The sequence below is a fragment of the Rivularia sp. PCC 7116 genome (assembly GCF_000316665.1).
Lineage (GTDB): Bacteria > Cyanobacteriota > Cyanobacteriia > Cyanobacteriales > Nostocaceae > Rivularia.
Genome location: NC_019678.1, coordinates 8087643 through 8113733, shown reverse-complemented (window position 1 = coordinate 8113733; position 26091 = coordinate 8087643). Strand labels below are relative to the sequence as shown.

The 26091-nt window shown below is 37.8% G+C and carries 20 protein-coding genes; 9 read left to right on the top strand and 11 right to left on the bottom strand.

Annotated elements, in window-relative coordinates; genetic code table 11:
* Positions 1-263: 263 nt before the first annotated feature.
* Positions 264-2183: a sodium:proton antiporter gene (locus RIV7116_RS30990; RefSeq protein ID WP_015122293.1), complete on the top strand. Its 1920-nt coding sequence runs from the start codon at positions 264-266 to the stop codon at positions 2181-2183.
* Here RIV7116_RS30990 and RIV7116_RS30985 read toward each other — a convergent pair.
* Together RIV7116_RS30985 and RIV7116_RS30980 are read right to left on the bottom strand one after the other, a co-directional pair.
* The gene (locus RIV7116_RS30985; RefSeq protein WP_015122292.1) at positions 2150-2791 is read right to left on the bottom strand and encodes a cytochrome b N-terminal domain-containing protein; all 642 of its coding nucleotides are present in this window, start codon (positions 2789-2791) and stop codon (positions 2150-2152) included. The two genes, RIV7116_RS30990 and RIV7116_RS30985, sit on opposite strands and share 34 nt — an antisense overlap.
* 82 nt (positions 2792-2873) lie before the next feature.
* Entirely contained in the window at positions 2874-3566 is a 693-nt protein-coding gene (locus RIV7116_RS30980) for a triacylglycerol lipase (protein WP_015122291.1), read from the bottom strand.
* A 726-nt stretch (positions 3567-4292) separates the two neighbouring features.
* Here RIV7116_RS30980 and RIV7116_RS30975 point away from each other — a divergent pair.
* The gene (locus tag RIV7116_RS30975) at positions 4293-6053 is read left to right on the top strand and encodes an energy transducer TonB (protein WP_015122290.1); all 1761 of its coding nucleotides are present in this window, start codon (positions 4293-4295) and stop codon (positions 6051-6053) included.
* Between the two features lie 203 nt (positions 6054-6256).
* Here the strand turns inward: RIV7116_RS30975 and petE are convergent, their stop codons facing one another.
* The 6 genes from petE to RIV7116_RS30940 all read right to left on the bottom strand — a co-directional run bounded on the left by petE (position 6257) and on the right by RIV7116_RS30940 (position 10681).
* Positions 6257-6673 carry a plastocyanin gene (gene petE, locus RIV7116_RS30970; RefSeq protein ID WP_015122289.1) on the bottom strand — a complete coding sequence of 139 codons (417 nt, stop codon included), beginning with the start codon at positions 6671-6673 and terminating at the stop codon, positions 6257-6259.
* Between the two features lie 142 nt (positions 6674-6815).
* Positions 6816-7373: a photosystem II cytochrome PsbV2 gene (gene psbV2 / locus RIV7116_RS30965; protein ID WP_015122288.1), complete on the bottom strand. Its 558-nt coding sequence runs from the start codon at positions 7371-7373 to the stop codon at positions 6816-6818.
* Between the two features lie 65 nt (positions 7374-7438).
* On the bottom strand, positions 7439-7930 hold the full coding sequence (gene psbV, locus RIV7116_RS30960; RefSeq protein WP_015122287.1) for a photosystem II cytochrome c-550: 492 nt from the start codon (positions 7928-7930) through the stop codon (positions 7439-7441).
* A gap of 481 nt (positions 7931-8411) precedes the next feature.
* Complete coding sequence (locus tag RIV7116_RS30950; RefSeq protein WP_015122286.1) at positions 8412-9248, bottom strand: carbohydrate ABC transporter permease; 837 nt, start codon at positions 9246-9248, stop codon at positions 8412-8414.
* Positions 9245-10156 (bottom strand): carbohydrate ABC transporter permease, encoded by a 912-nt coding sequence (locus tag RIV7116_RS30945; RefSeq protein ID WP_015122285.1) that lies wholly within the window; start codon positions 10154-10156, stop codon positions 9245-9247. The genes RIV7116_RS30950 and RIV7116_RS30945 overlap by 4 nt, the downstream gene beginning before the upstream one ends.
* A 159-nt stretch (positions 10157-10315) precedes the next feature.
* The gene (locus tag RIV7116_RS30940; RefSeq protein WP_015122284.1) at positions 10316-10681 is read right to left on the bottom strand and encodes a hypothetical protein; all 366 of its coding nucleotides are present in this window, start codon (positions 10679-10681) and stop codon (positions 10316-10318) included.
* 447 nt (positions 10682-11128) lie between these two features.
* Between RIV7116_RS30940 and RIV7116_RS30935 the strand changes: the two genes are divergently transcribed.
* The 3 genes from RIV7116_RS30935 to RIV7116_RS30925 all read left to right on the top strand — a co-directional run bounded on the left by RIV7116_RS30935 (position 11129) and on the right by RIV7116_RS30925 (position 14731).
* Positions 11129-12202: a glutathione S-transferase family protein gene (locus RIV7116_RS30935; RefSeq protein WP_015122283.1), complete on the top strand. Its 1074-nt coding sequence runs from the start codon at positions 11129-11131 to the stop codon at positions 12200-12202.
* 270 nt (positions 12203-12472) lie between these two features.
* On the top strand, positions 12473-14083 hold the full coding sequence (locus tag RIV7116_RS30930) for a pentapeptide repeat-containing protein (RefSeq protein WP_015122282.1): 1611 nt from the start codon (positions 12473-12475) through the stop codon (positions 14081-14083).
* A gap of 99 nt (positions 14084-14182) precedes the next feature.
* Entirely contained in the window at positions 14183-14731 is a 549-nt protein-coding gene (locus RIV7116_RS30925) for a YqeG family HAD IIIA-type phosphatase (RefSeq protein ID WP_015122281.1), read from the top strand.
* 179 nt (positions 14732-14910) lie between these two features.
* Here RIV7116_RS30925 and RIV7116_RS30920 read toward each other — a convergent pair whose 3' ends face one another.
* Entirely contained in the window at positions 14911-16884 is a 1974-nt protein-coding gene (locus RIV7116_RS30920; RefSeq protein ID WP_015122280.1) for a pentapeptide repeat-containing protein, read from the bottom strand.
* Between the two features lie 164 nt (positions 16885-17048).
* On the opposite strand from RIV7116_RS30920, the gene proB reads away from it, so the two are divergent.
* Complete coding sequence (gene proB / locus RIV7116_RS30915) at positions 17049-18158, top strand: glutamate 5-kinase (RefSeq protein ID WP_015122279.1); 1110 nt, start codon at positions 17049-17051, stop codon at positions 18156-18158.
* 746 nt (positions 18159-18904) lie between these two features.
* Here the strand turns inward: proB and RIV7116_RS30910 are convergent.
* Positions 18905-19978 carry a helix-turn-helix domain-containing protein gene (locus RIV7116_RS30910; protein WP_371261606.1) on the bottom strand — a complete coding sequence of 358 codons (1074 nt, stop codon included), beginning with the start codon at positions 19976-19978 and terminating at the stop codon, positions 18905-18907.
* A 1018-nt stretch (positions 19979-20996) separates the two neighbouring features.
* Here RIV7116_RS30910 and RIV7116_RS30905 point away from each other — a divergent pair.
* On the top strand, positions 20997-21773 hold the full coding sequence (locus tag RIV7116_RS30905) for a RodZ domain-containing protein (RefSeq protein ID WP_015122277.1): 777 nt from the start codon (positions 20997-20999) through the stop codon (positions 21771-21773).
* Positions 21774-21900: 127 nt separating this feature from the next.
* On the opposite strand, the gene gatA is transcribed toward RIV7116_RS30905, so the two are convergent.
* Positions 21901-23364 carry an Asp-tRNA(Asn)/Glu-tRNA(Gln) amidotransferase subunit GatA gene (gene gatA / locus RIV7116_RS30900; protein ID WP_015122276.1) on the bottom strand — a complete coding sequence of 488 codons (1464 nt, stop codon included), beginning with the start codon at positions 23362-23364 and terminating at the stop codon, positions 21901-21903.
* Between the two features lie 264 nt (positions 23365-23628).
* Between gatA and RIV7116_RS30890 the strand changes: the two genes are divergently transcribed.
* Both RIV7116_RS30890 and RIV7116_RS30885 read left to right on the top strand, forming a co-directional pair.
* Complete coding sequence (locus RIV7116_RS30890) at positions 23629-24996, top strand: OB-fold nucleic acid binding domain-containing protein (protein WP_015122275.1); 1368 nt, start codon at positions 23629-23631, stop codon at positions 24994-24996.
* A 292-nt stretch (positions 24997-25288) separates the two neighbouring features.
* Entirely contained in the window at positions 25289-25834 is a 546-nt protein-coding gene (locus RIV7116_RS30885; RefSeq protein WP_015122274.1) for a hypothetical protein, read from the top strand.
* Positions 25835-26091: the final 257 nt, after the last annotated feature.

Genomic DNA, 26091 nt, shown 5'->3' with positions numbered 1-26091 from the left:
TGTACAAAGATTAAAAAAATGCTGTATCATAACCAATCTAGGAAAAAAATATTAATTCAAGCAAAAATGAGGGCTGATAATTTCGGTAAAAAATAAGCAGGCTTTAAAACAAATGTACTTTTGGTTTATCCGGCATCTGGAAATAATTAAGCCTTATCTTGAATTTAAAATTCCATGTCGGGGTACGAACCTTAGACCGATTAAGTTTAAAATCTACTATTCTTAACAAAAGATTTTGAAATACACGGCTCAAAATCTCCAATATGGAAGCATCTTTTGACATCACGCTGCAAATGGTGATTGCTGTCGTTGCAGGCATCAGTGCTCAAGTGCTGGCTGCCTACATCAAAGTGCCCAGCATTGTATTTTTACTGTTGTTTGGTATCTTTTTTGGTTCGGATGGCATTGGGTTATTACATCCCCATTTGTTAGGCATTGGATTAGAAGTAATTGTTGCTCTTGCAACGGCAATAATCTTATTTGAAGGCGGACTAGACTTAGAATTGCGAGAATTGGGAAGGGTTTCGACCAGTCTGCAATTACTCGTAACCTTGGGAACCTTAATTACATTAATGGGCGGAAGCATGGCTGCTCATTGGCTGGGAGAGTTTCCTTGGCCAATTGCTTTTCTTTACGCTTCGATTGTGGTGGTTACCGGGCCAACAGTCATTACTCCCCTGCTCAAACAAATCAAAGTAGACCGACAGGTAGCAACGCTTTTAGAAGGTGAAGGGATTCTAATCGATCCCGTGGGAGCAATTCTTGCGGTCGTTGTTCTCGATACCATTTTGAATGGCGATGCAGACCCAATAAACGCGATTACAGGTTTGCTAGTACGTTTGGGTATTGGTGCGGCAATCGGTGGAGCTGGTGGTTGGCTGTTATCGCAATTTTTCAAGCGAGCCAATATTTTGTCATTTGAATTGAAGAATTTGGTAGTACTTGCCTCAGTTTGGGGACTGTTTACTCTAGCCCAGATGATTCGCAGCGAATCGGGATTAATGACAACAGTAATGGCAGGGGCCGTATTTGCAAATTCCTCGGTCCCGGAAGAACGTTTGTTGCGCCACTTTAAAGGTCAGCTAACAATTCTTTGTATCTCGGTACTATTTATTCTGTTAGCGGCTGACTTATCTATTGCCAGCGTATTCGCTTTGGGTTGGGGCAGTTTATTCACAGTATTGGCGCTGATGTTCGTAGTGCGACCAATTAATATTCTTTTGTGTACCTGGAATAGCGACCTTAACTGGAGACAAAAGGTATTTTTAAGTTGGGTTGCACCTAGGGGTATTGTTTCGGCATCGGTTGCTTCATTATTCGGCATTTTACTGACGCAGCGCGGTATCAATGGTGGTGATGCTATTAAAGCCTTGGTCTTTCTGACAATATTGATGACGGTATTTTGTCAAGGGCTTACAGCAAGCTGGGTGGCCAGATTATTAGGCATTACCTTAAAACAAGCTACTGGAGCCGTAATAGTTGGTTGCAATCCTCTAAGTATATTGATTGCCCGCTTCTTTCAGGAGCGTGGGGAAACAGTAGTGATGATTGATACAGACCCAGAGGCAAGTCAGAAAGCGCAAGCTGAGAATTTACGAGTTTTAACCAGTAGTGCTTTAGATGCCAATGTTCTAGAAGAAGCAGGACTTGATTCTGTAGGTACTTTTTTGGCGATGACCAAAAATGGTGAAGTCAATTTTGTTTTGGCTCAACGTGCGGCAGAGGAATTCGATCCACCCCGTGCTTTAGCTGTATTTCCTCGCGATCCTCAAGCTGGTACAAAAAATCAAAGTAAAGTTCTTCAAGCTTTTCTTCCCGACTTCAAAATCAAAACTTGGAACCAACATCTTGATGACGAACAGGTCAAACTAGGAACTATGACTTTAAAAAATCCTGGTTTTTCTTTACAAAAAATTCAGTTACAAGCATTAATCCGGACTGGAGACTTGCTGCCGTTATTTGTAGAAAGAGACGATAAAATCAATCTAATGGCTGCCGGTGAAACTTGGCAAGTTGGCGATCGCCTAATTTACTTGTTGCACGATCCCAGACCGGATCTTCTTAAACGCTTGTCTGGTGGTAATCAATCTACTCGTCTTTCCTTAGAAAATTTGCCAGAAGTCGAAGAAATTCCCATTGGGAAATTATCTCAACTTTCTGCAACTGATGCACCAACACCTTGAATCAACTCTTGAGGGTTGCTGACCTGTTTCTCAACCCATAATACGCTGAATAAATGCACTACAGACAGAACAATGGCTGCAATGGAGAGAATATAGCTGTGGATGGTATAAAGACGCTGAACCGTTAAGGTACTAATACCACTACCACCAGTCAGAATTTCTCTTAATTGCTGACCGATAAATGGAATAGCTTCAATGGTTCCCAATTCTATGCTAAAGCGCCAAAATCCAACTTGATCCCAACCTAAAATCATTGAAGTCCAGCTTAATCCTATTACAGTTAAGGTCAAGAATATTCCACTAACCCAAGCTGTATACCAGCTTTTAGTAAATTTTCTGCCCAAAAACATGACAACAATTTGAATTAAGGCGGCAACAATAATTCCATTACCAGCAATATAGTGGGCTTTACGGAATAACCAACCGTATTCAATTTGTTCGGTTATCATCCGTAATGATTGATATGCTCTACCAGAAGCTGGTTCGTAGTAAATAGAAAGCATAATACCCGTACTAGCAGCAATTAAACAAAAAGTTAGAATTACTACCGATAAAATTGTTGCCGTCCGTCGCATAACCGTATCAAATCGGCTCTCTTGGATAAGCATAAAACCTTCCTCTCTGAGAAAATCCTTATTTTTATTCCGATTTTAACTAAGAAATATTAAATTATGATAAAAAAGTATACATTTATGCTAAATGTTGCGACCAAATAGCTAAAGATTCTGGCGAACCATACCAAGCTTTAGAACTTCTAGGGGAATGCATTACATCTTCAATCACTAAATTTCTTGCACCTTCTAAATGAGCGGCTTCAATAGGCGTAATCCCATCTCCCCATTTATTACCCTTGCCGCAAGTCAATTTATAGCTGCTATATGCCAACCAGTTGCCAAATTTTCTTTTGCCAAAAATAGTTTTTCCCGCCACACAGACGTAATCTACCCGTTCATGAAATGCACCAGGGTAATTATCATTAACAAAATCCAAGTTTTTACGAGTCCAACGTTCCAAACTAGTATGAGGTGTACCTAAAGTTACAAGAGTGGCAACTTTTGGATGAGCTTTCCACGTCAATAGCTTAAAGTTACTTTTACCATAAGGAACTTCTCCTAAATAAATACGCGATATCCAACCTCCTGCTGAGTGACCAATTAAATTAATTTTAGAAGCTCCCTTTTGCAGTAATATGTGCTCTACCGTGCAGTCTAATTGTTTGAGAATCGGAGTCACGGCTCTTCCTCCTAAAGTGTTTATCCAATCGCGTCTTTGTAGAGGTACCGTGACTGTAGGGAAACCTAAATTTTGTAATGATTTTTCTAAGTTATAGTAAGCTTCAGCGCTTTCTAAAAAACCGGGTAGAATAACTGTAGGTAAAGACATTAGCGTAGTTTAAGACGGCAAAATTTAAAGCTTGATACTTGCCAAAAAAAATCGACATGTATAATTTATACGTATGTTCGGGACTGAGATTAGTATTATGTAAACATAACGAATGGGTGAAGATAAACTATAATTGATGATTGTCTTAACCTTTAAGCTTGAATTTTTGAAAAAAAGCATCAACCAAAATGCTTTATAAGTAGAAGTAGCAAAGTTATTGAGCCTTCGCCAAAATCTGTAAATTTATATTTGCTGTATTGTTCTCCTCTACAGACGTTATGAGAGATTTAATCAAACGTAAGTTGATGAGTGAGACAAAGTACAAAAAGGAAAAATTTCCGGAAGTCAGTAAGTATTTTGTTAAAAATATATATAATCCCCGATTGCAGGTGAGTATATTTGCCGTTATAAATTTGTTCCTGCCCAAATGTTAAATAGATTTTTAAAAGTGATAATTCTTCTGCGTCCTTTTCACAATAAGTAAAACTGATAAATTCAAGACTGCTTTCTTGTGATATATAAAATAATCTACCGCGTACCAAGGGCACAAAACTGCCCGAGCAACTAGTAATTAAGAATATAATTAGTTTTGCCACAAAAAGTTATTATTTGTAGAGGGACGCATCTGAAAGGGCTAAATTTATCAAACAATTATTACCTGAAATTATTGCCTGATATATGAAATTGCTAGTCAACCGCAACCAAGCTAAGTGAGCGATAACAGCCATGTCTTACGTCTCAGTACTCAAAAACATACCGGAATTCTTAAGCCAACCAGCTGGAATAGCAGCCATAGCATCCGTCGGCATACATGGTGCTATTGCTTTTATTCTGCCTTTGATGCCTGTTGACTCTAAACCAAAGGAAAAAGCATCTCCGGCAAGCGTCGGAATCATGGAATTATCTGAGGCAGAACAAAATAGATTACCTCAAAGTAGGGGACCTCAAATATCAGCTTTGCCTAGAGTACCCTCACAGCCTGGAATTCCCTTACCTAATTTTGCAACTCAACCAACTCCGCTAGCGAGAATACCAGGAAATCCGGACTCTACAAAGGTGATATTACCACCTTTACCTAGATCTTCGGGTAATCCTAGTCTTTCGGCTTTGCCGCAACCCAAGTCTTTACCAATACTTCCTCAGCCAAATTTTAAGGTTGACTCTTCGTTTAACGCTAAAGCAAAATCTGGCGGATCTTCCTACCGTCGTTACAATCAAAACTTTAAGTTAGGGAACCCTACGCCATTAGTATCAAGAAGAAATCGATCTTCGAGAAAATCAGCGGCTTCGGTTCCAAATAATATACCTCCTATACAGTCGGCACAATTACCTGCCGGAATTGCTAGAATACCGGCACCACCGCCTCTTCCTCCTATGGGCAATCCAGGTATTAGTAATGGTAATAGTGTGGCTATCAATTCACAAATTAGCCCAAATAATAATACTTCGGTAAATCAACCAGTAAGAGTATCTCCTGAAGATTTTATCGCTCCTACTAACAGAAACATTCCTAAGCCTGGGGATAAACTAACATTTGCAGGACAAAATGTGCAGCAATGGGGACAGCAACAATCTGGTAACAGAAGAATTTTGCTGCCAAACCAACCTTCAGGAAATACAACTGGAATAACAGCGCCCCAAAATAGCAAAACACCAACAACGAATACAACCACTTTAGCTCTTGCTAGACAGTTTAATGAAGTTAAGCAGCGCTATCCCAACTTTGAAACCAAAGAACCAATTTCTGACGTAATTAAAACAAAGCCTGGAAAAGAAGGAAAAGTTGAAGGTACTTTAGTAATTGATTCTGATGGGAAAGTCGATTATTTAAAGTATGTTGATAGATCGGTAGCTTCTAAGCTCAATAAAGAAACTAGAAACTATATCAGAAACTATTTCAAGAAAAACCCCATCCGCAAAAACGGTAAAGCTAAAGTATATGCCTTTACCCTTGACTTTAAGTCTGATGCGGCTAATAGTAGCGTAGAATTTTCCAAGCCTAAAGATAAATTAATAGATCGTTTGCGCGATGCTAAAGATAAGCCAGTACAAATAGATGCGAAACCATCTCAGAAGAAACCTGAAAATGTATCCAGAAGTTCGGCTCCAGTAAAAATTGATGTTAAACCATCTCCTGGTGCGGTGGTTGTTCCTACCCAAACTTCTACACCAGTTAAGCTAAAGCAACCAGTTGAGATTAGAACTAGGAAACCAGCATCTCCATCGGCAAGTAAAGATAAGCTACCGGTAGAAATAAGGCTCAGAAATCAGGAAGTGCCCAAGGTACCATCAAAACCTAAGCCTCAAGCGCGAGTTAACACAACAACAAACAAGCCTACGCCGCAAGTTACTTCTAAACCATCACTTGCTAATAGGTTGAGAAATATTAAAAAGGATTCGGACGAGAATTCTGAGAAAGACTCAGATTCTAAGAAGCTAATTCAGAGATTGCGTAAAATTCAAGAGCGTAGAGAAAATTCCAATTAAGGATTCTATTCTATTGCCTAAGGAATCAAAATATAAACAAAAAATAGAGACGTAGCACTGCTGCGTCTCCATTTTTTATTATGGTTTTCAAAATAAATTAAAATAGGCAGCTACTTATCAATTGCTTACGCCAATAAAGGCATCAATAACAAATTAATTTGCCGCCTAAATGAATCTTTAACCGAGAACTAAGCTCAAATCTTCTATTCAACAACAACTTTACCAACCATACCAGCACCACGGTGAGGTTCGCAGTAGAAGGTATATTCACCAGCAGGAGCATCGGCTGGAATAGTGCTTGTAAATTCTTGTCCGGGACTCATTACCAACTGCTTGTGAGAAAGTTCTTTAGCTAAGTCCGCACTCTTCGCGGGGTTTTGAGCGGCATCAAACACTACGTTATGGGGAGGAACTTTGTTGTTCACCCATTTAATGGTGTCGCCCGGTTTAACCGATAGCTTAGATGGTTCAAACGCCAGCATACCTTTGTCGCTACCTAACTTTATAGTATATGTTTCAGCCGCAGCACTAGGGGTAAAAGCAACGAAGCTACTAACGACTAATAGCATAGTCAACGCGGCTAAACCTAAACGACGTAAAGTGGATGCAATCAATTTCATTGCTTTCTCCGTGACCAACAGTTTTTATTATCTTTTCTCTATTGTAAATAAAATTGTGCTCAAATACGACAATCTGTCATAGATAAGAATTTTTGTAAATAAAAAGCGTAATTTACGTCATATGTGTTATTTAATATCTTACCTATTCCCCAAGTCCGAAAGAATCAGTACCCCAGCCAGGAGCCTTTTGAGCTGCAGTAAGAACAAATGCGGCTAAATTTTCGATTTGCCCTTCAGATAATATATTTGGGGTTACTTCACGACACCAAAAAGTTTCTTCGCTCCCGTCATAAGTCATGGGGTGCCGCATATAGGAAACCAAAGCGTTGATGTTATTGCGGGGAGGATTAGCGCCTTCGAGAGTATCTAAAGCCAAGGATTCTTTTGGGTTGGGCAATGTGGAGCCGCCTACATGACAGTTAATGCAGCTGTCTTCAAAATATCTTTTACCGTCGGATAGCTCTTGTGGAGAAAATTCTCGTTGATTGCCCACATCATCTAATTCCAAAGCAATAGGTTCCCTAACTCTTAAATAACGAGATATATAAGGTTCAATACCAGCGGCTTGGGCGGGTATGCAATTACTGCTAACTGTTATTAGCACCGCAATCGCAACAAATATTAAACGAATCGTAAATCTATACAGCATTGTTATGGTGTTAAAAATCGAACAATCATTAGTCCATAGCCAGCAAATCATGAGCTTTGAATTACCAAGCTATAGACTAATGATTAAGCTTTACTGACTATAAAAATATGGTCGATTTAGTAGTAAATCTTACCACCACCCCACTTTTGACCGACAATCTTAGGTTGTAATAGAATGTGACCGGCGATCGCCTCTAAATCCTCATCGGTCAAGTTACGCATTTCTTTGAAAATATCCGCACTCTTTAAGCTGGGATGCAATTCAGAAATTTCTATTTCTCCATCATAGGTAGTGGGATTTTTCATATAGTCCACCAAACCCTCGATGTTATCGCGGGGTGGGGTTGCTAATGCCAAAGTTTCGGGGTCTAGTCCTACGTTTTGGTTTGTCTTGGTTACACCACCAGCGTGACACTGGGCACAAGTGTCGTTGAATAGGCGTTTACCTACTTCAACTTCTTCAAGGCTCAGTAAATATGTATCACCTTGCTCGTTTAAATTTACCGTGCGAGTACCTTCATCAAGTTCTACCGCTGAAGCGCTACCAACAAATAACTGAAAACTCAGGAACGCACCAGCAATAAAAATGCTAATTAATCTCGTTATCATGTTTCCCCTCAAAGATTTTAATGCTCAACACAGCTTGCTAACAGCGATGCTTAATGTCTTAATGCGTCTAGTTAACTTTCAAAGTGTTTTTGCTATTAACCCAGCTCTACAAAATGAAGTCGGTTTAATTTACCGTCGTCACCGATGCAAGGGTTTGGTTCAGACAAAAATTAGGAAATAAATAAATGGCGGTATCCTCCAAGGTCATAATGCAGGAATTTATAAATATTTGTAAATTATTCCTACCCAGACATGGAAAGAATGACTGTTTCAGCCCCAATAAGCTGTAATCTGCCGTGATTTCCGCGTAGATTAGGCTTGTAAAACCCATAATGGTGTTAACTCAGACAATAAGATTAAGTCACTGTAATACAATTATCACTCCAAGCGTGCAATTTGTAGCTCGAACTACTTTTCAAGTTGTCATGAAGATGGGGAAATGGAGGGAGAAATAAATTTCTAACTGCTCGCTGCTCGCTGTTTACTGTTTGGTTCCTGTAAACGAGACGCTTTGAATAAAGTACCGGTTGAAAAAAGCGTAAATGAGCAGTGCTGGTAGGGTGAATACCATTGAAGCTGCCATTATGTAGTTCCAGTAGCTGATATATTGACCTTTGAAGCTGTTGAGTCCCAGGGGTAGGGTAAACATTTCCGGATCGAATAAAATAACTACGGGAAGCAAGAAATTATTCCAGCTACTCATAAAGATAAATACTGCTTGGGCTGCTAATGCTGGTTTGGCTAAAGGAAGTACTATATAGCGAAAAATTCCAAAGGTGGTTAAACCATCTAAAGCAGCAGCTTCTTCTAATTCTTTGGGAAAGTTAACAAAAAATTGCCGCATCATGAAAATAAATGTGGCATTTACCATGTTGGGAATAATCATCCCTTGGTAGGAGTTTAACCAGCCAAATGTTTTTAAAATTAAAAATGTGGGGATGAGTGTAACTTGTATTGGCACTGCTAATACTGCCAAAATTAGAAAAAACCAAAAGCGTCTACCCCGAAATCTCAGTCTTGCTAAAGCGTAGCCAGCCATTGAGTTGAATAGTAAGTTTAGTATGGTGACGCTGATGGCAATAATTAGGCTGTTGAAAAACCAGCGTAAAAACAATGGTTCTTCTAGAAAGATTTGTTTGTAATTATCGAGGGTAAATTCCTTGGGTAGGAAATTTGGTTCGCCAGCGACGATTTCTGTTAAGGATTTAAAGGAAGCTGAAATCGCCCATAAAAAAGGAATTAAAGTAACAATTGCATAAAGTACCAAAGCGAAATAAAGCAGTATCTTCAGCCACGAATAGTTCCAAATTCTATTCAAGTTTTTTCGCCTCCAAAAAGTCGCCTCCCAATCAAGGTAATCGCTATAATTACTGCTGCTAGTAAAAAAGCTATAGCTGCTGCATATCCCATCTGCAAATTGCGAAATACAGCTTGATATATTAATAAAACTAAGGTCAAGGTGGCATTATTTGGGCCGCCAGTACCTTTGGAAAAGATATAAGACTGGTCAAATAGTTGAAAGGTACCGATGATTCCCATTGTTACTACAAAAAAGGTAACTGGCTTGAGAATAGGTATGGTGATATTGATAAATTTGTGCCATTCATTCGCACCGTCTAATTCTGCTGCTTCGTAGAGGTATTTGGGTATATCTTGCAATGCCGCCAAATAAATCACCATGAAAAACGGCGCTGTTGACCAAATATTCATAATCATAATGGCTTTGAGAGCAACTGAGGGGTCTCCCAACCAGTTATATGTAGGAAATCCAATTGCGCTCAAAAAATCATTTAGCAGCCCGTTAGTGTTATAAATCCACATAAATATTAGGGTCAATACCGCAGAAGATGTAACTGTAGGCAAGAAAAAAAGAACTCGCCACCAACTTTTACCGCGAATACCAGAATTAAGGGTTACTGCTAAAAATAAAGCCAATATGGTTTGTGAAGGTACGACAATTGCCACGTACTCGGCTGTATTCTTCAGAGCAATCCATACTCGTTCATCTTCAACTAACTGGCTAAAATTACGAAAACCAACAAACTCATATTTAATACTGCCCAGAAGCTGTACTTTTTGTAGAGACAGAAATACAGCATAGAGTATGGGTAGCACCACAAAAATTCCTAAAACCAGAATCGTTGGTGCCAGGAAAATATATCCAGCTAGATTTTCTGTTGGACGACTACTCTTCGTTTTGGGCTGCTGTCTGGTTAATTGCTGCAACAGAAGTCAACATGTATATTGAAGGCATCACAAAAAATTGTAGCGATAAGCGATGCAAATTAAAAATAAGAATAGGGAATAGGGAATAGGGCATGGGAAGTTAGGAGTTAGGTTTTAGGTTTTATTCCCCTTGTCTCCCCATCTCCCAATCCTCATGAATTAGCGATTTTGAAGTGCTGCTTGGGGTGTAAAACCTTTCTGCTGCAAGCAAGTTTTGAATTCAATTTCTGACTGACTTAATTTGGGGTTATCTGTAATGTTTAATATCCTTTCTAATTGGTCGTTTTTCATTTCAGACAAGGCATTGGCGATACGATCGCCTGCGTCTTGTTCTTGAATGGTTAGTTTTTCGGGCAAACAAGTGGCGATCGCCTGAATGCGTTTGCTATTTTCGGTGGTAGGTACTACTGGATTGCCGGTAGCAGCAGCTTGGGCTGAGGATATAGCTCCAAGCCAAACTGTAATTACTAGTAAGCCACTTATAGCCACTGCTCCGAGTTGCCTTAACATACTTTTGAATTTCATGATTATTTTTCTAATTGATTTGGTTGATTTTTGAATAATTAATATCCATTACTAGGTAACTACATTCCATTTGTTTTAATCTCCATCGGAGAAAAGATTACTTGGTATGTCTGTAGAAAGATTTCTCAACCTTAATTTTTGTGTCAATTATTAACACCTCATGTAGATTCATTTTGATATTTTTGTGCTAAAACTCTACAAGAGTAAATGAATTTATGGGAATAATACGTGTAGAATATCTAAGATAAAAGATATTATTATTGCAAATAAAGTCTAATCAAAATATTTAAAATCGAGTAGATTGTATTATCGACAATCCCTTTAACATTAAATAAATTCCAAATAACATTCTATTTGTAATTATTTTTTGTAACTTATAATTAAAAAATTTCAACAAAATTCAAAAAAATATTTAAAGTATGAAAATCTAACTTAGGGTATATTGCGATGTCAGCGCCTGTAACATCACCGGAAGAAAAGCTAAATCAGATAAATACTCAAAGCTCTAGTACTAAAGCGAATAAAAAAGGTAAATCACTGCCTGCTGGGTTGATTATCAAGCTGGGAAAATTTGTCTGGACTACTATGTGGCAGATAATGATGTCTAAGCTTGCACCCAGTAACGATAAAGGAGAATATATTCGACCTTCAAGTCAGTTTCGTAATTCTATAAATGAGGAAGAAAATAATCCTTATCAACCTTGTGCGGGGCGCTATCGCTTGTATGTAGGTTTGGGATGTCCGTGGGCACATCGAACTCTAGTAGTTAGAACTTTAAAAGGACTTGAAGATTGCGTAAAAGTATCTATCGTCTATCCTTCCCCCAATGAAGGAATCTGGCTTTTAAACAAACCAGAAAAAAATTGTCGAACTGTCCCGGAGCTATATCAAGTTGCACAACCAGGATATCAAGGGCGCTCTACAGTGCCAATATTATGGGACGAGCAAACAAACACGATAGTCAACAATGAAAGTGCGGAGATTATCGTCATGTTAAATTCTGGGTTGAATCAGTTTGCAAATAATCCCGAACTCAATCTTTACCCAGAAGAATTAACGGAAGAAATAGAAAAATGGAACGAAAAAATATATCATGCCGTGAATAATGGCGTTTATCGCTGCGGTTTTGCTCAAACTCAGGCAGCTTACGATCAATGTTGCGATGAGTTATTTAGCGTTTTAGATGAGATTGATGAAAATTTAGAAAATAAACGGTATTTATGTGGCGAACAGCTAACTTTAGCTGACGTGCGTTTATTTACTACCTTGTTCCGTTTTGATGTGGTTTATTACAGCTTGTTTAAATGTAACCGCCGCAGAATAGTGGATTACAAAAACTTAGGAGCTTATCTACGCGATTTATATCAGCTTCCTGGAGTTGCCGAAACTTGCGATTTAGAAAGCATTAAGCAGGATTATTACGGTAATTTATTTCCACTGAATCCAGGTGGAATAATTCCTAACGGTCCCGATATTTCTAATCTAAAGGAACCATCAAATCGAGAAAACATCAGTAATTAGGAAAACTTTGGCTTTATTGATAATTTAACCAATAGGTATTCAAATAAGCTAAAATGCTCAATTTCGCTATTGCTTAGAAAGATTAATAGTATTGTTATACACAAAAAAGCCATTTAAAGATAATTGTTATTTAAGCTTTAGGGATTATCCTATAAATAGTATAAAAGTATGAATCCGAATCACATTTGTAGGTAAACAAACAACCATCATATTAGAAAATATATTACCTTTATTTAGTGCCTGGGTGGAAATGTAGGGAAGTTTTAGGGAATGGATGGATTATCTTTTTCGTGGGGAAGAAGAATTTTAACAGTTTGCGTGCGCGTATTACTTGCTCTTAGTATTGCTTTTGGGGTAATTTTATTAGTCTACCGATTTGAAAACTGGTCATCTGTTAATTGTGATAATCCAGAATCGGTTTGCTCTCAAGTATTTTCGGTAGTTCAGGTCAAATACGTCCAAGGCTTTAGTATATTATCCGCAGCGTTTTTGTATGTTTTAGAAAGTCCGGAGCGGATAAGAACCAGAATATACGAAGCATGGCAGGTTATTGATAATGCCGCAGCCGCAAAGGTATCAACTAGCTATGCAAGAATTAGGGCTTTAGAATTTTTAAAAGATTATGGTATTTCTTTAGAAAGATTAAATCTTGAAAAAACAGATTTACAGCAAATAAATCTGAGTCAAGTTAACTTAAAAAGTGCCAACCTTAGTTGTGCAGACCTTAGAGAAGCTAAATTTAAAGGAACTAACTTAAGTTACGCCAACCTTATCAATGCTGATATAAGTAATGCGGTTTTCAGAGGAGCTAAATTCAATAGCGCCAATCTTGAAGGTGCTAATTTGGATAGTGCCGACTTGAAAAATGCTAATTTTAATAGTGCCAACCTCAGAAGAACCAATCTTCGAGGTGCTAATTTAGAAAATGCGAGTTTCAAAGATGCCGATCTCAAAGGCAGTTTATATAACGACAATACTAAGTTTCCTGAAAGTTTTAATCCCGATGATTATCAAATGTATCGGATTTCTGCTAACGCTAAACTTAGGGATGCCAATCTCAGGGATACTAACCTTAGTAACGCACATCTGAGCGGTGCCGATTTAACGAATGCGGATTTGAGAAAAGCAGACCTTAGAACTGTGGATCTCAAAGATGCTAAATTAGCTGGTGCTAATCTTAGAGGGGCAGACCTCAGAGATGCAAAACTAGCTGGTGCCCAACTCAAAGGTTGTTTATACAACGAAAAAACAAAGTTTTCACAGAATTTTACGCCGGGGAATCATCAGATGTACTTGATTTCTCCAAATGCTAACCTCCAAGATGCTGACTTAGCTTTTGCTCATCTAAGCGGTGCCCACTTAACAATTGCCAATCTTAGAGATACTAACCTAGCTCGTGCAAACCTCCGAGGTTCTAACCTCAGCGACGCTGACCTCAGAGGTGCCAATCTTACTAGTGCTAATCTTAGAGGAACAAACTTAATTCGTGCAGACCTTAGAGGTGCATATCTTAAAGGTTGTATATACGATGAAAAAACTAAATTTCCTCAAAATTATTCTATTACTGGCTTCAAAACTTATTTAATTGCTGCTAACGCTGACCTTAAGGATGCCAATCTTAGGTATGCAAATCTCAGAGATGCAGACCTTAGTAATGCCGATCTTAGCGGTGCAAAAATTAATAGTTCCGACCTTAGAAACGCAAACCTTAGCAATGCCGATCTTAAAGGTGCAAATATTAAGAACGCTAATCTAAACGCTACTAATTTGACTAATGCTCAAAATCTGACCGAAGAACAGATAAAATCAGCCGCTAATTGGGATAAAGCAATATACAGCGAAGATTGGTTGGTAGTTTTGGGTTTACCAGTGGAAGAATAATTAATAATTCTTATTTTTTAGTTTTTGTTTCGTATATGTAAGTCATCCTTTATAATTACTAATTCCCTATAATTGCCACTGGTATCTTAAATATTGGCTATGAATTGGAATAGATTGTTGCAGCCCGATTTAATTTTAGAAGGTTCTATATTAAACCTAACGCCAGAAATAATTCAGCAGTACCAACTCAAAGGATTAGTTTTGGATGTAGATGAAACTCTTGTTCCCGTTACTGTCGCTTTCGCTTCTAATGAGTTACAAGAGTGGATCAATCAAATTCGTCCTTTGGTAAAAATTTGGTTAGTAAGTAATAATATCAGCGAAAACCGAATCGGCTCCATTGCTCGCTCACTCGATCTACCTTACTACCTCGGAGCTGCTAAACCCTCCCGCCGCAAAATTAGGCAAGCACTCGAACAAATGGAATTACCCGCACATCAAGTTGCAATGGTGGGCGATCGCCTTTTTACTGATGTAATTGTGGGCAACCGTCTGGGGATGTTTTCTGTGTTGGTTGAACCAATCATTCACCCGGATACCGTTATGCGTTTTCATCCCATACGCAATATTGAGGTTGTGATTTCAGAAATTCTGGGAGCCTCGATTACTCCGAAGAAGCGTAGGGTAACAAATGTTAACAAAATGTGAGGAACGAAAATATAAAAAAATAATTAAAAACAAAAGTATATTATCTTGCATGTGCAATTATATATACAGATAAAACGGAGTCAGCCAAATAAAGACTCTGCCCATAATAAGAAGACACATATTTGTAAAGCGTCAAACCTCACTCTATAGAGGGATTGGCGCTTTACGCTTTTTACCCTTTATGAAAACCATCCCTGTATAGTCGCAACTAAAATGTTCGCTAGTGGATGCTTGACTGCTTCCTTAAATGCTTGAATTCCGCCTGCTTTGAGTGCGTTAATTAATCGTGCTTCTAATGTAGGGTTTTTTCTAATTTCTTCGATGGCTAAAGCTATGGTAGCTAGTTTCTCAATATCGGTAATAGGATGTTTCTGTTTTTCTAACTTTTCTAAAATTATTTGAATTTCTGCTGCAACAGAGGAGATATCTTGTTGCGACGTAATATTAATTTGATTTTCTACATAAAAGCTAGGACGTTGTAGTGCAGTTGTTACCATCGTTTCTAAACTACGAATTCTACTATCTTTTTCAGCTATCAATGTTTTTAATTCCTGCTTTGCTAATGCTTTTATCTGATTATAAATTTTAAAATAATCGGCACTAAGAGATGATTTATCAATATGATTGTCAGCTTTGGCACGAAGTAAGAATTTATCTTGACCTTTTACTTCCATACCTACAATTTGTAAATGCGCGTGTGGATGATTTTCGGCTAACTGTTTAAATGAAATTGCTATGGCACGGGGGTCTACATTTTGGTTGTGGTAAAGGTCAAGAGTATCAACAATTGGTTTAATAAAATCTCCAAATTCTCCTGCTGCAAATATTTCTATTTTATTATCTGGTTTGCGTAATGGGTTTGGGTTATCTTCGGTAGGAAGTCGCATAAAAACATATTCGCATCTGACTTTATCAAATTTAGTGTTCACCGTAATATTCCAATCTTGAATAACGGCACCAGTGAGAGTTGCGTTTGTAAAATCAGCTTTGTCTAACTGTGTTTGAATTAATAATGCATTGGATAATTCCGTAGCTTGTAAATTAGCTTCACTTAAGTCTGTACCAATAAAGCTAGAATTATTTAAATTAGCGTTTTTAAGATTAATACCTTGTAAATTTAATCGGTCAAAATTTCGATTTTCTCCGCATCCGGAAGTTACTAATTGTCTAACTACAGGATACTTTAAATAACTATTGCCAACACGAGCTATATGTAAGTATTTTGCTTGAGACCACCAAGTTCCCTTGAAATCAGCATCACGAAAATCTGTATTTTTGAGGATAGCTTTTTCAAAATTTGCATTTTGCAAATTAGCTTGATAAAAATTTGTAGAACCTATAGTTGATAAAGCAACCGCAGCTTTTCTAATTAAAGTTAATTCCTTATGTCCTCTAAAAGATAGTAAACCAATATAAACTCCGATTATAGTAACACTCCAAGACCATATAGAACCCCAAATCATATCTATCCAAGCCCAATTCCAAACTGGACTTATGATTAAATCTGTTAATGTTGCTGTATTTCCACCTCTAAAGATAATTCTAAATATTGTTCCAAAAAAACCTGCAATCAAAGCAGAAAAAATAACAATAGGGTAGTACCTTTGGCTGAGAGTTTTAATTGCAGTTACAGAAAACGCAATATTAATAATTGATATTGAACTTATAGTTAAACAAGAACCTATTACTGTGACAAGAAAAACTAATTCTGTTTTAAATTCAGTTAAAATACTATTGCTTATTGCAAATATTATGCCACAACTGGCTATAATAATTACTGCGAGCAGGGCTATCGTTTTTAATAAATTATGTTTAGCTGCAATGACTATTGATGCAAAAAATAAAGCCATGCATATAGTTATCAATATAAGATTGCTTTCAAAAAAAGCGTTACTAATCGAAAATCTGATAACGCTGATAATACTAATAGAAGAAAGCGTAAACAAAATTGTCAAGCTGTGTGATATTAAAATTAATGTAATTAACCAATTTCTTGGTAGTCCTCCAATAACGCCACTAAAATTTGCATTTTGCAAAATAGCATTACTAAAATTTGCTCCTCGAATATCAGCATTGCTAAAATTCGCACCTGTTAAGTTTTGACCCCGGAAAGAACGACCACTAAGATTTTGACCGGAAAAGTCTTGGAGCATATCTACTTATCGTTAGTATTTGTATTTAAGATAAGTCCAATCATTTCAGATTAAAAGTGTTTTATTATACGTTTATATTCGCTCTTGTAAGAAAGCTTGTGCTTGTGTAGGTAATCGGGTATTGCTGAAGAAAGACAAAAATTTTTTGACAATAACTAATATAAATGAATCAAATAATTGTTGTTAAAATTGGTACTTCTAGCTTAACCCGTCCCGAAACCGGACAATTAGCACTTTCTACAATTGCGAGTTTGGCTGAAACTCTTTGCAGTTTAAGAAGAAATAATCATAAAGTTATTTTGGTTTCCTCTGGTGCTGTGGGTGTAGGCTGTGCCCGACTGCGTTTAAGCGAACGTCCCAAAGCAATTAGTATAAAGCAGGCAGTAGCGGCGGTGGGACAAGGGCGTTTAATGCGGGTTTATGACGATTTATTTACTAGTTTGCAGCAACCCATAGCTCAAGTTTTGCTTACCCGTACCGATTTAGTACAGCGCAGCCGTTATCTTAACGTTTACAATACTTTTCAGGAATTATTGAAGTTAGACGTTATTCCAGTAGTCAATGAAAACGATACTGTAGCAGTAGAAGAACTAAAATTCGGCGATAACGATACTCTTTCAGCTTTAGTCGCCAGTTTAGTACATGCAGATTGGTTATTTTTACTTACCGATGTCGATAGACTTTATTCAGCAGATCCTCGTTCGGTACCCGATGCTAAACCCATAAGTTTGGTAAGCAGCATTGAAGAATTGACTAAATTGCAAGTAGAAACAGGCTCTTCAGGTTCGCAATGGGGTACTGGCGGTATGGCAACAAAAATTTCTGCTGCCAGAATTGCCACTGCTGCTGGGGTTAGAACAGTAATCACTGAAGGCAAGCAACCGGATAATATTCAAAAAATAATACAGGGGAAAGCAATTGGTACGCAGTTTGAACCACAACCGGAACCAACTTCAGCCCGCAAACGCTGGATAGCATATGGGTTAGTTCCCGAGGGTAAATTATATTTGGATGCTGGTGCGGTAGTAGCAATTTCTGTTAGAGGAAAATCTTTGTTACCTGCGGGAATTACATCGATAGAAGGAAAATTTCAGCAAGACGAAGCCGTACAGTTATGCGATCGCGACGGTAAAGAAATTGCCCGAGGGTTGGTTAATTACAGTAGCAGCGAGTTGGAAAAAATACGCGGCAGACGTTCGAGTCAAATAGCAGAAGTTTTGGGTTATCAAGGTGTGGAAACTGTCGTACATCGAGATAATTTGGTTTTGATTTAAAGATTATAAGGAGCAGATTAGACAATCAATTTATAAAAATTAGAGGAAAAACAGTGATGCATTAGTGTATCTATTAAAGGAGAGGAATTGTGTATCTACTAATCGTATAAAAATAGAGTTTCTCAACCAAAAAATGCAGTAATTGCAGGATTATTTTGAGTTTATCTGACATCTTACAAGATTTTCAACAAGCCTAAAGAAACTGGGTTTCTAACTTATAGATGTAGCTAGCGCGTGCAGTTGATTATATTTTCTATTAATTTCATTTACCTGACTTCTTGCACCATTCACGTTAAGCTCTGAGAAACCCGGTTTCTTGTAGTGAAAGCATCCCAATGTCGTTGCTAAATCACAAATAAACCGGGTTTCTGACATTGGTGCAAACATTCCTCGGAAAATCTTTATCACCCTAGAGACATTATTAATATTTCAGTCAACCCAGATAAAAACAATCGCGATTATACTTCTCAAGATGCATGACAACCTGAGATATTTGACGAATTTGGTTTTAAATAAGGACTTACATGGTGAGAGCAAAACCTGTAGTTTACAAAAGCATTCAGAAGCACTAATCTCCCTGCAAAACAGCGGCTTCCGGTAAGTCCTATATTTTTTAGATTAATTAAGAATTAAGATCAATAAATAATAAGCAAGTTACTAGTATATTTAGATTGCGTGCCCGGTGGTCATTTTTCGTCACACGCAATCATTTTTCGACTACTCGATTTCTCATCAACTTCCAACCATCAAAGTGCTTCTGGTGGAGCAATATCAGAACCGACAGCAATCCCTGCATCGCTAGACTTGATACCAGGTTTTGTACCGCTTTCTTGGTGCTTGAACGATTGGGAAACTTGTGAAGCAGGAGTTACTTTATCTGTATTTGCTGGTGTCTCGGCATTTGTTTGTTGAGATACTAGAGATAATCCTCCAACTGCACCTGCTACAAGTGCTGTATAACCTACATACAAATGCATTGGGCTGATATCTAGTCCTAATTTCGGAGTTTTATTATCGGATTGAAACAATGCCGGAACCAATGATTCTTGAGTATCCGATGATGGTAAAGATGCAGCTAAAGAAGTACCGTTAAATCCTAAAGCATTACCCATAACGCGAATAAAACCGCGAACGTAAACTTCTGCGGGCAAGGATTCCATGTCCCCTCTTTCTACTGCTTCCATCTGATGTACGGGGATATGAGTGTACATCTGCAAGTCGCTCATACAAAGCCCTCGGGATTCTCTAGCTTGCTTTAACTGTTGCCCGATTTCATTAAACTTTTCTAAACGCTGTTCAATTCTTGCTTGTTTGGCAAGTTCTGCTTTAGAAGGTTTTCCAGATTTCAGCCATTTTAGAGGATTGCTGTTTTTAGGACTTTCTTGACGATTCGCTTGAGGAGTTGGTGAAAGTGCCATCGCACTTTCTTTCGAGATTTTTTCTTCTGGAACTTGGTTGCTAGCCGCAGCTTGCACAGTTGTTAAACAGTTAGATAAGTCGCCAGTTGATTCAACAGATTGTGCTTCTATATTCTCTTGCACCTTCTGCTCAATTTCTGGGGTTGTATCTGTAACTGCCTGGTTATGCAAAGAAAGCTGACGAAAGGCTACACCAATCGCCTCTCTTCCTACTGCTTTAAATAACAGCTTTGCTTGTTCGGATGAAGAACCCAGCAACTTTTGTACGGTTGCTATCGCGCGACGATAAACTTTGCTATTGTGTAGCTCTGCCTCGATTTCACCCAATAGCGATCGCAATTCATCTTGGGAAATTTCAATAGCAGGTTGCCCAGGAACTGATAAAGAATACATGGATGTCATAACCATAATTACAGGAGTGAATGAAGAGTACTTAAGCAAGAGGGTAAATTTACCTGTGTAATTTCTTCTAACTTTTCTTGACATTTCCGGATTGTTGCGTATAAACCCTATATCCTTTTCTGAAAAAAATAATAGCTTCTAGAGCCGAGGCTTTTTGCTCGCATCCGTAATTAGTAATTTAGATTTTATAAGTATTTTTTTGTTCCCAATTTCTAGCCAACGATTACCACTGGAACTATTCCATGAAATCGACATCTATTTTACTTCGCCGACCATAGGTATAATTTATTTCTAATATCTTACTTAGAAAGAATGGAATTTATTTCTTAAAATGATTGATTATTAATTTATACTAAGCAGTTAGATGAAATCGTAATTATAATTGTTTATTTCATCAAATTGTTTTATATTAGATGCAAGTATTACCTAGGAGAGATGACAAAAATCTGCAAATTATAACCTGGTTTGCATTATCACTCTTATAGTCGAATAATATATTTATGTATCAATATTAAGAGAATATGTAATTTTATCAAGCCGAAAGCCAACAAAAGTATTCATATAATGATACATATGTTGATATTTGTTATTAGTGTAATCTCTTATGACTATTGCTAATCCAGTGCATTGTATTTTGCAAAAGAAAGCGATCTATATTTCTATAACGGCATTGCAGCAAACGTAAATTATTTTTATTTTCTCTAACTAAAGGTGCAGAATTATAAATAGTAACGATGACTGTACTAACGTATTTTTCCGCAGTTTAGCTATTTATTTCAATTAACGCGATATGGAGGCTTTTGAGAGTAAAATCGGGTATTCAAGATTTCAATGTAACCTTTGCTAGCTTTATGAATGGTTTTGAATGCTGTGTATTTGCATCTAAAAACCATCTTCATAAAAATGTATTATTGAAAAATAATTTTTGATAACTTGAACGAAAAGGTTGTATTCTATACACCATTTTCTGTGATTTCTCTATTGAATATAAGACATTAAAGATTACTGGGAGACGACAGTGAACCTGTTAAATGAACAACAAGGGGAGAAACTTAAGGATATAACCGATAAATTACGGCAAGTACGAGAAGAAAAAGGGATACATATAGAGCAAATAGCAGCTAAGATACTTGTCCGACCGACCTTTTTAAATGCTTTAGAACACGGAAGATTTGAGGAGCTACCCGAACCAGTTTATATTCAAGGATTCATCCGTCGTTATGGAGATGCTTTAGGAATTGATGGTGTAGCTTTAGCTCAAGAATTTGGGGCTATTGCTTGTCCTCCGCCAATACCCCAGGACAACAATAATTTAAACAATAAAGCAAATATATACGTACCTTTAGCAGTACCCTATGTTTTGTTAATAATTGGTGCTTCTTTAGGGTTATTTTATGTACTAAGTCCTAAGACACAAGAGCAAACTGTTAGTCAAAGTCAGTTTTCATCGAATGTTTCGGAGCAAAAAGCTCAGCCGCAACCCAAAGCCTCATCTTCACCAGCAGCATCAAAACCAAAGTCAACACCAAAGCCAACGCCAAAACCAGTTGAAGGTGTAAAAGTTAGTTTGGACGTAAAAGATGAATCTTGGGTAAGGGTAAGAAGCGACGGCAAGCAGGTATTTCAGGGAACATTAAAGAAAGGAGATAAGAAGAGTTTTGATGCTAAAGAAAAGTTAGAAATACGTTCTGGTAATCCCGGTGCGGTAATTGTTTCTGTAAATGAAAATAAACCCGTTCCGTTAGGTCCTCCTGATATGCCAAAAACTGTTACCTATACACCCGAAGGCGAGTAGAGATGGGCAGATAGGAGAGGGGGAAGAGGGGGAAGATGGGGAAAGAATAAAATTACTCCTAATTATCAATTACCCATTACCAATTACCAATGCCCAATGCCCAATTCCCACTCCTAGCTCTTTACTCTTAACTGATTAAAGCTGGTGTTTTCAAATGCCATTTCGTAGCTTGTTCGTATGCGTAGGCTACTTGAAATAGCTGATCTTCTCGGAGTACTTGACCAATTAATTGCAGTCCGATTGGTATTCCTTCGTCGTTGAAACCGCAGGGAACGCTGATTCCCGGTAAACCTGCTAGGTTAACGGGAATTGTCATTAAGTCCGTTAAGTACATATTAAGGGGATCGGAAGTTTTTTCCCCTGCTTTAAATGCAGCTATTGGTGCGGTAGGGCAAGCTAATACATCTACCTGCTTAAAAGCATTGTCAAAGTCTTGCTTAATTAATGTACGAACTTTTTGCGCTTTGAGATAATAAGCATCATAGTAACCCGCACTTAAAGTATAAGTACCAATCATAATACGACGTTTCACTTCTGCACCGAAACCTGTAGAGCGGGTGCGAGTATACATGGATAAAAGATTATCTGCATCTTCAGCGCGATAGCCATATTTAACTCCATCGTAACGAGCCAGGTTTGCGGATGCTTCTGATGGAGCGATTATATAGTAACTGGGCAAACCATAGCGGAAACGAGGACAAGAAATAACGTGAATTTCAGCACCCAATTCTTGTAAAACATTTATAGCTTTAGTAACTGCTTCTTCTACTTGCGAGTCTAAACCTTCCCCAAATGTTTCCTTGATAATACCGATTCGCAGCTTACCTCTAGGTTTCAAGTCTGGTTTTAAACTTTCGGTGTAGTTAGGTATGGAAACTTTTAAACTAGTTGAATCCTTGGGATCGTATCCTGCAATTTCATTTAAGAGTATAGCTGCATCTTCTACCGAACGGGAAAATGGCCCGATTTGATCTAAAGACGAAGCAAACGCCACTAAACCATAACGGGAAACTAACCCGTAAGTTGGCTTCATTCCCACTACACCACAAAAAGATGCGGGTAGACGAATCGAACCTCCAGTATCCGAACCTAGAGAAACAGTGCATTCTTGAGCCGCTACAGCCGCCGCAGAGCCGCCAGAGGAACCCCCAGGCACCCTGGATAAATCCCAGGGGTTAGCGGTAATTTCATAGGCAGAACTTTCGCAGGAACTGCCCATAGCGAATTCATCTAAGTTAGTTTTACCCACCATCACAGCGCCAGCATCGATGAGTTTTTGGGTTACTGTTGATTCGTAAGGTGGTATAAAATTTTCCAGAAATTTCGAGGCACAAGTAGTACGGATTCCCTTGGTACACATATTGTCTTTAATACCGATGGGAATTCCCGCAAGTAAACCAATTTCTTCCCCTGCGGCAATTTTGGCATCCACTTTTCGCGCTTGTTCCAAGGCTTTTTCTTGGGTTACATGCAAGAAACTGTGAACTTGCGGTTCCAATTTTTCAATGCGATTCAAAGCTTCTTGGGCAATTTCCGTTGCAGAGCGTTCTTTTTTAATTAACTGTTTGTGCAATTCGCTTATGGATGCCATGCATTACTGCTCCCTATTTACTAACTCACTCAAATGTTTGATTTTAGTACATCTTGCTAAAAATTGGGAATTGGGAATTGGGGATTGGGAATGGGTAATAGGTAATTGGGATTTGGGAATTGGGCATTGGGCATTGATTACTGGTAACTGCTCGCTGTTCACTGCTCACTGCTCACTGTTCTGTCAATTTTTGTAAAAATATTTTGCAGTAAATCAAACTATATGGATTAAACTAACGAATGCTGATTTGCTGGGGTAGAAATTATGGTCAAAATCATATCTCGAAAAGTGCTAAAAACTGAGAATGTATATGATATTGGGCTTGAGGGCGACCATAATTTTATAATTAAGGATGGTTTGATTGCTTCTAACTGTTTCAATAAGTCTCACTCAACAGCTTATGGTTATGTGACATATCAAACCGCTTATTTGAAAGCTAATTATCCTTTAGAGTACATGGCAGCGCTGTTGACAGCTAACAGTGGTGATAAGGATAAGGTGCAAAAATATATTGCAACCTGTTTGAATATGGGTATTCAGATAGAATCACCCGATATTAACTCTTCGGAAGTTGATTTTACTCCTGCAAACGACAAAATCTTGTTTGGATTGTCAGCAATACGTAATGTGGGAGAAAATGCGAGAAACTGTGTTTTAGAAGCTAGAGAAGAAGGGGCTTTTACATCCCTTGCTGATTTTTGCGATCGCGTTGATTTGGGTACGGTAAATCGTCGAGCTTTACAGTCTTTGATATATTGCGGAGCTTTTGACAAAATTAATGATAACCGCAATCAGCTAATTGAAGATTTAGAGTTTGTATACGATTGGGCACAGTCTCGCGCTAGAGACAGAGCAAGCGGACAAGGTAATTTATTTGATTTATTAGGTGGTGCTTGGAGTGGAGGGGCAAATACAAGTAATATGCCTGGAAATGTCATATTAAGTCCTCCAAAAGCAAAGGAAGTTCCTGATTTTCCTCCTCAAGAAAAGCTGCGAATGGAGAAAGAACTTTTAGGTTTTTATGTGTCGGATCATCCCCTCAAATCGATAGGTAAATCGATGCAAATTCTCTCTCCTATAAATATGACGCAGTTGAAAAATCAACGAGAGGAAGCAAAAGTTTGTGTGGTTGTCATGCTTAATAACGTCAAAAAGGTGATAACTAAAAAGGGCGATCCAATGGCAATATTACAGATAGAAGATTTGACTACAGCAGGGGAAGCTGTAGTGTTTCCCAAGACTTACGACCGAATTAATGAAATTTTACTAGTAGATGCGAAGCTAATTATCTGGGGAAAAGTTGATAAGAAAGATGACCAGTCTCAATTAATTGTTGACGATGCTGAACCAGTTGAAAACATTGAATTAATAGTTATAGAAATGACTCCTCAACAAGCAACTACTATTGAGGAACATCATCGTTTAAGAACAGTTTTAAAAGATTTAAAAGAAAAATCAGGTGAAAAAGAAAAAGGCAAAATACCTGTTATTGGAATTATTCAGGCTGAAAATTCTCGCCAACTAGTTCGTTTTGGCAGACAATACTGGGTACAAGATTCTAGAAGCGCAATTATGGCTTTGCATAATGGTAGATTTAATGCCCGAATTCAACCTTTGAGTGCGACAACTTAAAACCAAGCAAGAGGGAATAAAAGGCGGTGGGCAATTCCAACCATATATTTAAGTTAACTAACAATCCTTGTCTCAAAATCACTTTTTCCCCGTGTAAATGTTTGATATGTTACTGATTTACTAAACGTTTTTACTTTGTATTTCTCAAATCGTCAACAGTAAATCACCCTAGCGCTACAAGGCATTCATCGGCTTTTTGGTTGCTTTCGCTGATGATATCTAAATTTGAATCATGGTATCTTTTGATGCCATGATCTTTATAGCGGCAAGCAGGGTGAGGAGTAAAAATTTAATGACGCTTGAAGGTTTGGATCAGTTTGTTTCATACTGCAAAAGGATTCAACCCCAAAGTCCAGAAGACATAAAAAGATTTTTCGAGGGTGTGATTGGCTTTCCTTACGATAAGGAACTCCTATTACAATCTTATTTGTATTTAAATATTAAAAATTTTTTTCCGAGCTGTTCGGAATTGTTATTATTTGAAAAGTCTCCGATTGCTGATTATACGGATTTAGGTAAGTGCGATTTTGTCTACTTAACTTCGGATAGAAGGCTATTTCTGATCGAGACTAAATTTATTGACACCACAGCATCCGGAGCAACGGAAAGGAAAAGAAGAAACAAGCATCGAAATAAAGTTTTTGAGCAGGTGACTACTTTAAAAAATAGGTTTGGTCAATACTGGAATATTCAGGTAGGAGAATTGGAGTGCGGTGTTTTTACAACAGATCCAGAAATTGATTGGCGTGGGGATAGCATTAATGTCACTACTAAATCAGTTTCAATAAGGGATTTGGAACAGTGGAGAATTAGCAGAAAAGCATTTAGACACACTTGAAAGGCATTCCAAAATTCGTATACATTTTAATAGTAAGTAATAGTATATAAGTTCTACCTTAGAGGAATATTTTTGTTTTAGGTAAATGGTTTAGGTAAAAACGGCATATTCAAGCAAAATCATAATTTATACGATAAATATTATAAAAATTGAAGTAAAATTTATGCCACTTAGTAATTAAAGCTATTCTATTTTAAATGGAGTGTGGCAATTCTTAGATAATTGCTTCAGGGGTAGGTTATCCGCTTGCGGAGACT